The organism is Porcincola sp. LCP21S3_C12, from assembly GCF_052118625.1.
GTDB lineage: Bacteria > Bacillota > Clostridia > Lachnospirales > Lachnospiraceae > Porcincola.
The window spans coordinates 17,831-30,505 of the sequence record NZ_JBQKGW010000003.1 but is presented as its reverse complement, the minus strand read 5'-3'; the positions used below and the strand labels follow the sequence as shown (position 1 = coordinate 30,505).

Annotated in this window: 10 protein-coding genes; all 10 read right to left on the bottom strand. The window is 40.0% G+C overall.

Annotated elements, in window-relative coordinates:
- Nucleotides 1-4: 4 nt before the first annotated feature.
- The 10 genes from rfbG to ACTQ1N_RS02170 all read right to left on the bottom strand — a co-directional run bounded on the left by rfbG (nt 5) and on the right by ACTQ1N_RS02170 (nt 12,665).
- Nucleotides 5-1,090 carry a CDP-glucose 4,6-dehydratase gene (gene rfbG / locus ACTQ1N_RS02215; RefSeq protein WP_441954201.1) on the bottom strand — a complete coding sequence of 362 codons (1,086 nt, stop codon included), beginning with the start codon at nt 1,088-1,090 and terminating at the stop codon, nt 5-7.
- Between the two features lie 4 nt (nt 1,091-1,094).
- Complete coding sequence (gene rfbF / locus ACTQ1N_RS02210) at nt 1,095-1,871, bottom strand: glucose-1-phosphate cytidylyltransferase (protein WP_441954199.1); 777 nt, start codon at nt 1,869-1,871, stop codon at nt 1,095-1,097.
- 30 nt (nt 1,872-1,901) lie between these two features.
- A complete protein-coding gene (locus tag ACTQ1N_RS02205) occupies nt 1,902-3,479 on the bottom strand; it encodes a hypothetical protein (protein WP_441954198.1) in 1,578 nt (525 codons plus the stop codon).
- Between the two features lie 19 nt (nt 3,480-3,498).
- Complete coding sequence (gene glf / locus ACTQ1N_RS02200) at nt 3,499-4,653, bottom strand: UDP-galactopyranose mutase (RefSeq protein ID WP_441954477.1); 1,155 nt, start codon at nt 4,651-4,653, stop codon at nt 3,499-3,501.
- A 281-nt stretch (nt 4,654-4,934) separates the two neighbouring features.
- Complete coding sequence (locus tag ACTQ1N_RS02195) at nt 4,935-6,041, bottom strand: acyltransferase family protein (RefSeq protein WP_441954196.1); 1,107 nt, start codon at nt 6,039-6,041, stop codon at nt 4,935-4,937.
- An 8-nt stretch (nt 6,042-6,049) separates the two neighbouring features.
- Nucleotides 6,050-7,867, bottom strand: a complete 1,818-nt coding sequence (locus ACTQ1N_RS02190; protein WP_441954194.1) for a hypothetical protein — start codon at nt 7,865-7,867, stop codon at nt 6,050-6,052.
- Between the two features lie 21 nt (nt 7,868-7,888).
- Nucleotides 7,889-9,205, bottom strand: coding sequence for an ABC transporter ATP-binding protein (locus ACTQ1N_RS02185; RefSeq protein ID WP_441954192.1), 1,317 nt, complete (start codon nt 9,203-9,205; stop codon nt 7,889-7,891).
- A complete protein-coding gene (locus ACTQ1N_RS02180) occupies nt 9,205-9,981 on the bottom strand; it encodes an ABC transporter permease (protein WP_441954190.1) in 777 nt (258 codons plus the stop codon). Before ACTQ1N_RS02180 ends, ACTQ1N_RS02185 begins: the two co-directional genes overlap by 1 nt.
- Before the next feature lie 9 nt (nt 9,982-9,990).
- A complete protein-coding gene (locus tag ACTQ1N_RS02175) occupies nt 9,991-11,748 on the bottom strand; it encodes a glycosyltransferase (protein ID WP_441954188.1) in 1,758 nt (585 codons plus the stop codon).
- The gene (locus ACTQ1N_RS02170) at nt 11,745-12,665 is read right to left on the bottom strand and encodes a glycosyltransferase (protein WP_441954186.1); all 921 of its coding nucleotides are present in this window, start codon (nt 12,663-12,665) and stop codon (nt 11,745-11,747) included. Before ACTQ1N_RS02170 ends, ACTQ1N_RS02175 begins: the two co-directional genes overlap by 4 nt.
- Nucleotides 12,666-12,675 lie beyond the last annotated feature (10 nt).

Sequence of the window (12,675 nt, the reverse complement as noted above, 5' to 3'; positions counted from 1 at the left end):
TGCTTTAACTCCTATACAGACATGCCTGGTGGAGAAAGTCCTCAATCTGCTGATCCATGCACTCGCATACATCACCATGATTGACCCAGCACTTGCTCCATTCAACTGTTCGCTTTACTGCTTCTTCCAAGTTCCAGCACGGTTTCCAGCCAAATGTTGCTTTCAGCTTTGAACAATCCAATTTCAGAAAGTTTGCTTCATGTGGGCCGCCATCATATTGGTTGACCCATTTCAATCCCTCTCCCCATTGCTTTACAAATATATCAACCAGACCACCTGTCTGATAGCAATCACTTTCATCCGGTCCAACATTGTACCATCCTGAGAACCTAGTATCTTCGTATTGTTTTGCTGCAATCATCAGGTAGACAAAAAGTGGTTCCAGTACATGTTGATAAGGTCTGGTAGAATATGGATTCCGAACGACTATATCCCTGCCCGCTATCGCCGCCCTCACGCAGTCAGGGATAATCCTGTCTTTTGCAAAATCACCGCCACCAATCACATTACCGGCTCTTGCTGTTGATATTGCAACATTCATCCCACCATCTGAGCGTGTAAAAAATGATTTCGTGTAGGAATGCGTCACAAGTTCTGAACAGGACTTGGAATTTGAATAGGGGTCAAATCCATCCAGCTCTTCATTCTCTCGATATCCCCACGGCCACTCTTTATTCAGATAAACCTTATCAGTCGTCACATTCAGGAAGGATCTAACACATGATGACTGACGAATACACTCCAGAATGTTTACCGTTCCCATAACATTGGTCTCATAGGTTCGCGCCGGCTCCTGATAGCTTAGTCTCACCAAAGGCTGCGCCGCAAGATGAAGGACGATCTCTGGCTGCGCCTCATCAAACGCCTTCTTCAATGACCGATAATCCCTAATGTCTCCAATGATTGAGTGTATACAATCTGAAATATGTGCAATCTCAAATAGGGAAGGCTCTGTTGGCGGTTCCAGGGCGAATCCGGTTACGGTCGCTCCAGCATTACTCAGTATTTTACAAAGCCAAGATCCCTTAAAGCCTGTGTGACCAGTGATAAATACTTTCTTGCCTTTAAAAAAGCTCAAATCATATACCATCCTATCAACCCCAGACTTTCCATGGTGCCTTCCCGGACTCCCATAAACTTTCGAGATAGTCCATCTCCCTTTTCGTATCCATACATTGCCAGAACCCCTTATGATAATAGCTCATCAACTCGCCATCCTTGGCAAGCTGGTTCATTGGCTGTTTCTCTAGCACGGTATCATCACCACTTAAATACTTGAAAATTGTACGATTACATACCATATACCCCCCATTGATCAGCGCTGAATCCTGTCCCTCCTTTTCTCTAAATGAGAGCACCTGGTTGTTGGCACCAATTTCCAGTATACCCTTCTGCTGGGCTAGGCTTACCGCTGTCAATGTAACCCCCTTCCCATGATGACGGTGAAAATCGTAAAGCTTTCTGATATCTACGTCAGAAACCGCATCTCCATATGTCAGAAAAAAGGTATCTCCATCTATATATTTTTCGATTCGCTTTACACGTCCACCAGTCATCGTATTCAGACCAGTGTCCACGATGGTCACTTTCCATGGTTCAGAAACATTGTTATGAACGATCATCTTATTCCCAGCTGAAAAGTCGAATGTTACATCACTTGTATGGAGGTAATAATCTGCGAACCACTCCTTTATCATATGTTGTTTATATCCTGCACAGATGATAAACTCGTTGAAACCATAATGAGAATACTCTTTCATTATATGCCAAAGTATCGGCTTCTCTCCGATTTCAATCATTGGCTTAGGTTTCAGATGGCTTTCTTCACTGATGCGCGTTCCCAACCCGCCTGCGAGAATAACCACTTTCATATACGCCCCTCCTCTCCCTAAGATAATTTATTATTTCGCAAGATACTTGTAAAAGAAAGTCCCTGATGGTTCCTTTACCAAAAAATTCTCGTACCCATCCTCTGGTTGCTTATCTTCCAAAGTATAGATATGGTCATCATTAATAGGGAATTGTCTCTTTTCAATAATAGAATCTACCTTTCCCATAATATCTTTTACAGGTCCCAACACCATTAAAACTAATAACACACCTAAAATCACATTACGGGCATTCGGTAGGGAAACGCTCACGATATTTTTTATATATTCTATCGTCATTATCATAAGAATAAATAAGGCTGGTAAGGGAAAATTCATGCAAAAATCGCGCCCACCTCTTTTCCCAAATTCTACCAATGGCGCCATCGTCATACAAAGCAAGCACAAATAATACAATGGCTTTTTTTTGTATTGAGGAAATATAAGAATGCAGAGCATCCCAAACTCTAGTAACCAAAACTCTATTGTTGCTAAAACACGAGGAAGATCGAATTGCGATAATGGCATCAGCATCAATCCCCCACCAGTTCCTGCTTGGGTTGTTTGATTAGTCAAAAAATAAAGAGCAAATATTGGCAATATTGTCACACAGGAAATAATATTGGGAACAGAGAATAGTCGTTTTAACTGTGCCCCCACACTTCTATTATTCTTCCGCAAAAACACATAACTTACTTTTATCACATACAGCCCTATCATCAATGTCACCAAGCCCAAAAATGGAAGCGGTGCATACGGTAATAAGCACAACCCAATAAGACCATAATACTGCTCATTATCCTTATTATCCAAAAACAGTAGAGTGCTGATCCAGACCGGAGTCCCCTGGTTATAAACATTAGCTAAGATATCGTTATTGTTACGAAAATGATAATTAAAAGAATATCCATTCCACAAAAAATCTAAAAATCCCTCTCCTGAAGACAATCCATAATTGGACCATCCTCTAACCATCATCTGTGAAATTGCAGCGCCGACAGTACACAAGCCCGCCCATCCAAATAGCAATATAGCCGCTATCCATAGTGTTCCTCTTTTATTAATCTTACATAGTTTAACAATAAATAGAAAAGCTAACTCTACTCCAAAATAGGTCCATAAAAGAAGAGCGATTCTGGCCGACAGCCAGCCAAATATTTTTCCGACAACCGAAGGCACTATCCAATACATCAAGTAATATACTAATGAATTTCCTGTTTTTTTATAGATAACCGGCCAAGGATTCTGAACTATATCCCGAAATATTGCCGTCCGCCATGGACTATCATATTCCCCCACAAAAAAATTTCCTACCCCTGTCGTCCAAACCCATATAAGCAAGCATACTGAAATCAAAGCAAAACTTCGTATAGGTACACAAACATAGCCATTATCTTTTGCGTATCTGTCACGAATAAAATAAAACACTCCAATTAAAAGTATTAAAGATGATGGTATACCAATATATGCTTTCAACCAAGAGATCAAAAAGATAATAATTGGCAGAACCATATATGCAATTCCCATTACAGCCAAAGTAGCATATTTAATTCTGATGCACTTTTTCTCTGTTTCAATAGCCGTGTTAATTTTGTTATCCATATTCTTCACAAGTAATCTCCCAACATCCTTAGCATAATTTATTCTTACAAAACTCTAATGCCGATCCGATCACTTTATCCATGTCATAGTACTTATACTCACCTAAGCGCCCCCCAAACAACACTTGTTGCTCTTCTTTAGCCAATGTTCGGTACGCTTCATAAAGTTTCCCATTTTTCTCATCATTTACCGGGTAATATGGCTCGTCCCCCGGTTTCCACTCAGAGCTAAATTCTCGGCTGATTACTGTCTTTGACAGATCATTTCCGTTTTCATCTTTTCCAAACTCAAACCACTTATGTTCAATGATTCTTGTCCAGGGGGTCTCCCTGTCCGTGTAATTAACCGCTGCATTTCCCTGGAAATTCGGAGTATCAAGAAGCTCCGTCTCAAAGCGAACGCTTCGGTATTCCAACGTTCCAAGACGATAATCATAATATGCATCAATCGGCCCCGTGAAGACTACTTTCTCCGCAATCTGATTCCAGTGTTCTCTGTCCTTCAGATAGTCCTCATTCACCCGGACCTCAATGCCCTCCAGCATCCTTTCGACCATCCGGGTGTATCCGCCCACCGGGATTCCCTGGTACAGTGCGTTGAAATAATTGTTATCAAACGTCAGACGCACCGGCAGCCGGCGGATGATGAATGCAGGAAGCTCCGTACATGGTCTCCCCCACTGCTTTTCCGTATAGCCCTTGATCAGCTTCTCATAGATATCTGTCCCGATCAGAGAAATCGCCTGTTCCTCGAGGTTTTGAGGCTCGAATGGTGCATCTGCAGACAATCCCCTTTCCTGCTGTTTCCTGGCTATATAATCCTTCTTCTGCTCTTCAATCTTTGCGGTTGCTTCCTGTGGTGTCACAACGCCCCACATCTTGTTGAACGTATACATGTTAAAAGGAAGCGAATACAGTTCCCCATGATAATTTGCTACAGGCGAGTTCGTAAATCGGTTGAAAACAGCAAACCGATTCACATAGTCCCATACTTCCTTGTCATTCGTATGAAAAATATGTGCACCATAACGATGAACATGGATTCCCTCCACATCTTCCGTGTAGACATTTCCCGCAATATTCGGCCGCTTGTCAATCACAATCACTGACTTTCCCGCTGCTTTCGCCTCGTGCGCAAAAGTAGCACCGAACAGACCTGAACCTACTATTAGATAATCATACATAACCATTTTCTTCCCTCTCTATACCCATGCCTATACATTGTCTGATTTTCCTTGATAATGAACAACCTCCCCTTTATCGTAAAAGAGATTATTAATTATCGTTACTGATCGAAAATAGAACATTGCCACTCTATTATTATAAATCTCGTATTTTTCGTTTCTTATCTAAGAAGAATTAGAATCCTGTTAAAGTTACCAGATAATGAAATATCCATCTCAAATCATTAAGGTCTCGCATAGATACGACTATTGAATAATACTTATTCAAATTGAGACAGTCATCATACTTCTTTCTCGCATTCTAACTTTTTACACGCTATACAAGGAAATATTTTTGCACTGATAATTGATACTACAAGGGTCGCTCCATAGTAACATATCAGCTTATAGACAGTTGGAAGCAAATTAAAAGAAGGAATTGTTGATAGAGCTGTTCCTACGACCCAGTGCCACATATAAATTGGTAAACTTAATGCCGATATTTTAGAAATACCTTTTCCTTCCTTTATACAAAATGAAACACCACTAAACACGATTACTAAATGAATAACAATAATAATCAATGTATCCTCAAGCATATCATAATTTTTGTACGTAACTATTACAGGAAGCAAGAATGTAACAATCTCTATTATCGAGAATATTATCCTTTCCTTTGCTCTCCCCCTCTCCCTTTTTCTTAACTCTTCACTAGTATAATATACAAAAGTTCCTATCATGAGGTCCACAAACCCTCGAAGCAAATCATTTGGATACGTTCTGTCTGCATTGACTCCATATTTTCCATAATAAATAATGGGGATTATTATAGAAAGTATCCGAAGGAACGATTCGGATTTCATCTGTATCAGCAGACAGAAAACAGGAAATACAATGATCATTGCCGACAAATACCATAGTGGCGCTACATCCGGAAACACATCATATGCTCTGGCAGAGTTTAGTAGCAAAATATCTACCGGAAGTTTTTTATACAAACTAACAATTTCATGCAGACCAAACTGTCCTGGATTGGTAATAGCATTGTGGATCGCATATACTGTCAACTGAACAAATGTCACACAGCAAACATAAGGAAATAGGCGAAAATACTTTTTTCTTGTGTATGATACTGCACAAATTGATGCCCTTTCCAGAGTAGTATCAGATCTATCTTTTTGAGAAAAATGCTGTGTTGTAAAGTAACCACTAATTATGAAAAATACCTCCACATAAATCCATGCTGTAGCAAACGGATAATCTTTTTGGCCGATATGCCCAATCCCTATAATAAACAAATGGGTTGCCATTATTAAAAAGCAAGCAAATAGTTTTATTAAATCAACCTTATAATTGTGATTCATATGTCTGCTACTCCAAGTACAGCACTCAATATTGGCATTTTCCATATCCATCTTCATTCCAATTTCAAATATTTCTTCCAAAACTCTTCACTGATCATGTATTGGTACGCTTCTATATACAATTTTTCCAAAGCCGGATGCTGCTTTTCGTATAATTTCATATCTTTCTTCTGACGCTTAATAAGTTCTTTAAACTTACGTCGATCCATCTCCCTCATATGGCCAGTTCTATTAATGTGATCAACTACTAGCAATTTCTTATGAAAACCATTTTTATCTGGCTTATGATCCCAATCCTGGCGAAGTACACTGGGCTCTTCATCGAGCTTCTTATCACTCATCCACCTCTGGCCATTCCAAGTTAAATAATACTTTACTTTCTTGAAAAAGCTCATCTGTCTTTCTGGCTCAAATAGTTCATCAAGATACATACTGATTCCCTTAATAGAAGAAAGGGGTTCCATTTTCTCAGAATACTTTTTATTTCTTTGGAGTATTTCTGTTCCATGATCTTCCTCAATGAATGAGGGGCCTTTCATATAATCTTCTAGTGCCAGAAGAAGAACCTCCCATCCACCATAATCGAACGTCAATGCCGTTCGCATACATTCTTGTTTCCATCTGCCATAAACATCCACATCTGGAATCTTCTGTCCTGCATCCTTCACAATCAGCATGTTACGGAATTCCTGATAATAATTAGTATGAACACTAAATTTCCCAGCAAAACCCATGTGCCATACGCAGATGCCTGACATCGTAATAATGTGCGGATTACACCTTAATCCATATTCAACATCATCTCCACGAATAAACAACGGAAGAGATAAGCCTCTCTCTTTTATCGTTTTTGCCGGAATACAACAATACCACCATCCACAATACATATGTTTGTGATAAGGGAACTCTCTATTTGACTGAAGTACGTCTGACAACCAGGTCGCCGTATAGATCGGCTTTGCATGGAAGAAATCTTTATTGGGCTTTACCAGTCCTATGTCCTCATGCATAACCCACATTGCATCCAATTCAAGCATCGTTCCGCTGATAAACGATTGCCTGTATTCTTCTTTCAAGACTGTGAGCAATGTATATGTTCTTCGAATACTCTCTGGCAACACCATGACATCGTCATCCATCAGCAGTACATTTGTTATCTCAGGAACCATATGGATAGATTCCAACATACCTCTTGAAAAGCCGCCTGAGCCTCCGACATTGTCATTGTAGAAAAGTCTGATATGTGGGGATTCAATTTCATCCTTTTTCAAAGTCCTGCCATTATCTACTACATTTACAAAAAGGTGATTACGAATGTCATCATCTCCCTCTAGCAACTCAGATCGGATTTTATCAATATTACGTTTGATAAAATCCTCCTTTTTAAAAGTTGTGGTTGCAATAGCAAGATTCACAGACCGGGTTTGTTCGCTCTCAAAATCACAGAAATAATACCCGCCAAAGAACTCACACTCTCCCTCTGATATGAATTCAAATGTGATAAATTCATCCTGAATTTCCGGAAAGCTCAGCACGACTTCTCCTGGCTCCTGCAAATCAAAAGTCTGGCTATGATATTCTGTTCTGACTGCCTGAATGGGTTCAAGAGAATATCCTGTCAGTTTTACTGTAAACTTTCCCCTTGCTTTTAGACACAGAGAAACCTGATTCAGCCCAGTATACAGATGCCACTTTCTGTACGATAGTCCATTCAGATACGATGCAAAATCCACAACCATCTTATCGGGAATCAGTAACCTTTTATTCTCCTTGACGAGTCGTGGTCCCCTGTAGAAAAGCTGCCAATTAGCAACCGCATTGTCTTCTTCCGGAAACACGATTTTTTGCAGTACAATTCTTTTCGTTGACATTTGTTTCTCCAATCCATAAATTTACTTTTCACCGGCAAACATCCAGGTATTCTCCATAGCTGCTATCTGAGTGCCCAAACTAACTGGAGTGCCCACTGTAAACTCAATCATGTGTGATAAGCAGTCATATGCTTCTTCATCTCCATGAGCAATAACTGCATCCAGGATGTACTTTCCTTCTGAGAGCCTGATCTCCTTTATCTCAAACCTTCCCTTCCTTAAGTCCCCCTTTTTCAAAATGATCGACGATTGCTTTGTCGTAAAATGGCTACAGAATCTTCCATCACTATGAAAAATATTAAAGACAATATTCAGATCCGGGTCGACTAAATTTTCACTCCATTCAGAGAAACTAAAGTCCACAATCAGACTTTCCCCATAATGAAAACGCTGGCACTTTTCTCCATTCCCATTCAACATAGCTATATGTTGAAAGCGAAACTTCATATTGCCACTTCTTCTTGAATAAATGCCATATTGAGTACTGATTTGTGATATCGGGAACTGAATATTGGGATCTTCCTGCACATCAAGGCCTTGCTCACGCAGTTCTTCTCTATGCCTTTCTCTCGCTATATCATCCATGGCTGCCAGGTACTTTGCACATACATCTTCGGCATCTCCCTGAGCGCATATTCTTCCTTTATCGAGCCAAATCACACTATCACATATGCTTTTTATTTGATCCATGGAATGTGATACAATGACGATAGTCACCCCATGTTTTTTGATATCTTCTAGTTTTTCAAAGCATTTTTTTTGGAAATTAGCATCGCCTACAGCAAGTATCTCATCAACCAGAAGTATATCTGCATCCACATTTATAGCAATTGAGAATGCAAGTCTCATATACATGCCCGATGAATACGTCCGTACAGGGTTATCAATAAACGATTCAAGCTCTGAGAACCGTATTATATCATCTAGTCTATTATCGATTTCTCTCTTGTGTAGACCAAATATTGATGCATTAATATAGATATTTTCTCTCCCCGTCATATCAGGATGAAAACCAGCACCTAATTCTATGAGGCTGGATATCCTTCCATGCATCACGATTTCACCACTATCCGGATATAAAATCTTATTGAGGAGTTTTAATGTTGTACTTTTTCCGCACCCGTTATGCCCGATCAGGCCTAGTGCCTGCCCTCGTTTTACAGTAAAACTGATTCGATCCAGAACCCTGTGCTTCTTGAAGGCATTTCTCTTCCGAAAGAGAACCCGATCCTTAAAAGTATGACTTTTATCTCTGTAAACTCTAAAGTCCTTGGTCACATCTCGAACTTCAATTGAGATGTTATCATCCGTTATTCCATGTCCTGCTTCTTGTACCATTACAGTTCCTCAACAAATCTTCTGTTCAGCTTTTTAAAGATAAAATAACCCGCTACTAACACACACATTGCTTCTGCAAATGGTATCAAAATGTCTCGTAACGATGGGAACACGTGATAATAAAATATATAATGATAACAGCTAATTACCGATGTCATCGGATTGATAAAAAGGAGACGGCGCATTAACGGGTCCTGTATCCCATCAATTGCATACATAATGGGGGTTCCCCAGATCCAGGCCATCAATATTACATTTACCACATATTCCAAATCCCTCAAATACACTGTAACTGAGGATACGATTAAACTAAATCCCAGACACATTATATACTCAATAATAATAACGACAGGAAGGACGATCAACTGAACGCTAAATCCGACTCCTGATATAACAAGAAAAACGGCCATTACGATAAACGACAACAACATATTAACCAGTTTTGCTGTCACTTCCGATATTACAAGAACTTCTCTTGGAAAGTATATTTTTTTGACCATCTCGGCATTATACACAATGGCACCCGTTCCCTGCGCAAGTGAGTCTGAGAAAAAAGTCCATGTCAAAATTCCACTCATAAGGTAAATATAATAATTAGGCATGTTATTCTGAAATATATGAGTGAATACGAGATTGTAAATTAAAATCTGAAACATTGGACTTAGGAATGACCATAAAAAGCCTAACACAGATTTCTCGTACTTTCCTCGGAGTTCTCTTTTTACCAGGCTTCCAACCATGTCTCTGTATTCGTATATTTCTTTCAGGTGCCTCATCTGTTTCCCTTACTCCCCTTCTTCAATGTGCAGATACTTTCTCCAGTATTCCGTACTTTCAAGTCTTTTCTCCTCTTTACGATATGCGGCACATGTTTTCTGATAATACTTGTGAAGCAATTTTCTGATTTTAAAATAGCACGCAATGTTATGAAACATTCCGCAATAGCTTTTCCTTGTCAGTATGAATGTCTTCGCATATGGATCTACAAAGTATGCATATTTTTCCCTATAAATTTCACTCATGTCCGGCTGTGTAAATGAATAACATGCTACGTCCTTCTTGCATCTTCGCGCAGGAAAAATCCACCCGTTCAGCGTCAGTAAATATTTTTTTCGGCTGATTCGACGCTCTACAGGTATCTTATTCCGTCGCTCCTCAGCATATTTTAAAATCACATCTCTTAATCCATTCCTATTGTCTATTGTATCAATTGGTTTCATTTTGATACAATTTTCTCTTACCCAGCTATTTTTCTCGACAGGGTCGATCCCCATGAATCCGTCTGGACAAAGAAGGAAATCCTTTACCGCTTGCAGAACCAGATCCCCCGTATTATACAGATAACGAAATACTCCAACCAAAATGGTATTAAAACAAAGCTTCCTTGCATCTTTTGCTGACCAATCGCTCAAACGAAGAACGTTCGTCACTAACATATTTCTTGTCTCATAGTATAACATCGCCTGAGAATAACGCTCATTGAAACCACCATGCCAGATACAAATCCCATTCATCAGTATAACTTCTAACTCATTACGAATACCATATTCCACATCGTCAACATGGATAAAGAATGGAAGTGGAAGATTATCTGGTCGCGCTACAGAAAGTGGGTAACAAGCATACCACCACCCTGCATAGTCAGAGCAATGGATATTCTCATTTTTCAGGACTTCCTCCCTGCTTCTGAGATCTATCCCATGTCCCAAACCGCTCCAGCAAACCTTGTTGTACAAAGCCCCTGATTCATTCTGCAGGTACCCTGTCTCAATATCAAGCATTGCCCCACCGACCACAGATTTTTGATACCCATCTTTAAGAAAGGAGAGCAAAGCATATGTACGTATAAAAGCATCCGGCTCAATCACTGCATCATCATCCAAAAAAATGACGTGCGTATACCCTCTCTCTTTGGCATCCTTCTGAATTTCCATAAGGCCTCTTGTAAAACCGCCACTTCCACCTGCATTGATATTAGGAAAAAGATGTACCCCTTTTCCACAGAACTCACATGATTGCAATGTTTGTCCATTGTCAATCAAGTACAAATCCAACTTACTATATAGCGGTGAAGCCTCATTCTCCAGGATAGTACGTTTTAGGACCTCGATGTTTTTCTTGACATAAGCCTCTCTTCTATAGGTGCAAATATTGGCAGCCAGATGAACATCCTTTTTCGGTGACCGATCCGTAGTATATATTCCCGCTATAAAAGCAGCATCGTCAGTCAACGGCTCCCATCCAAACCAGAAGGCGAAGTGTTCTGACAACGCAGGAAGGCGGAGCACCACAGATTCAACCCCGGCAGCGATTTCAATCTGATTTTCTATACCCTTCTCTGAATAGAGCGTAACCTTTCCCGCACCACGGACAGATATCGCCAGGCTGACTTCATCAATCTCTGTATACTGCCGCCACTTCAAAGCTGAAAATATATTGAAATAGCCATCAAATATCACCTGCTTTTCGGTCTGGTGGCAATACAGTTCTTCACAATTGCAGATGGATTCAGATGGATGAAGAATATTCTGTAATATCATCATATCTTTTTCTTATTTTCTGAGCTGTACTTTTCGTTAATCCCGAGCCTGCATTTTAAAGCATCCTTAATCGAATCCGAAAACAGTTCTGCCTCATAGAGATTCTTCTTCCGCTCATGGCAATTCACTAAGGCTTTGATTCTCCGCAATAGAACGATCAGACTGACTTCTATCAAAAAGGATAAAAATTCTCCATATCTGCGATGTCTCATTAAACAATCCAGGTGGTTTCTCGTCCCATAATAGTATTTCCAGTCAACCGGCGCAACGGAAAGAGGTTCTCTGGGATCCCCATGCTGCAGGTATGCATCTGTTATTACAACAATTGGTGTTTTTGCCGCAACACGCATACTGTACTCTGTATCATCAAACCAAATAAAATACTCTTTTAATGGATATCCGACCTCCTGAATTAACTTTCTTGAAAACAACGCCCCACAGAAACTCACGTAGCTGCAAAGGAATTCTTTTTCCTGATATCGCTTTACTGGAATATTTTTATTTCTTTTATCCCTACGATGATCCGTGTCTATCTGCTGTCCATGTCTGACCGTACAAGCATAGGCAACCGCCTTATGTTGTGCACGTAATGGGTTTAGTTTCTCACAGCATGACTCATCTAATACAGCATCGTCATCAATAACTAAAATCCATCCGCTTCGCGTATATTTGAGAGCTTCCTGAATTCCATCATGGAACCCCCCGGCACCACCAACATTCTGTTTTTCTCTCAGTAATCTGATGCGTGGTTCTACAGATGCCTTCTCTTTCAAATATTCCCAAGATCCGTCTGTGCTGGCATTATCAACCACAATTACATGCTCTGCTGGCATCGTCTGGTTCAATGCATGTTCCAGTGAAAGCTTCAAAAAAGAAAGTCTATTATATGTAACCAATACAATTGAATAGGAGTACACCATCACCACAAAC

Coding starts and splice junctions, on each gene's coding strand:
- ACTQ1N_RS02195 (WP_441954196.1), bottom strand. CDS start 6,041: ATGGAAAATGCCAATATTGAGTGCTGTACTTGGAGTAGCAGACATATG.
- glf (WP_441954477.1), bottom strand. CDS start 4,653: ATGTATGATTATCTAATAGTAGGTTCAGGTCTGTTCGGTGCTACTTTT.
- rfbF (WP_441954199.1), bottom strand. CDS start 1,871: ATGAAAGTGGTTATTCTCGCAGGCGGGTTGGGAACGCGCATCAGTGAA.
- ACTQ1N_RS02175 (WP_441954188.1), bottom strand. CDS start 11,748: ATGATGATATTACAGAATATTCTTCATCCATCTGAATCCATCTGCAAT.
- ACTQ1N_RS02170 (WP_441954186.1), bottom strand. CDS start 12,665: ATGGTGTACTCCTATTCAATTGTATTGGTTACATATAATAGACTTTCT.
- ACTQ1N_RS02190 (WP_441954194.1), bottom strand. CDS start 7,867: ATGTCAACGAAAAGAATTGTACTGCAAAAAATCGTGTTTCCGGAAGAA.
- rfbG (WP_441954201.1), bottom strand. CDS start 1,090: ATGGTATATGATTTGAGCTTTTTTAAAGGCAAGAAAGTATTTATCACT.
- ACTQ1N_RS02180 (WP_441954190.1), bottom strand. CDS start 9,981: ATGAGGCACCTGAAAGAAATATACGAATACAGAGACATGGTTGGAAGC.
- ACTQ1N_RS02185 (WP_441954192.1), bottom strand. CDS start 9,205: ATGGTACAAGAAGCAGGACATGGAATAACGGATGATAACATCTCAATT.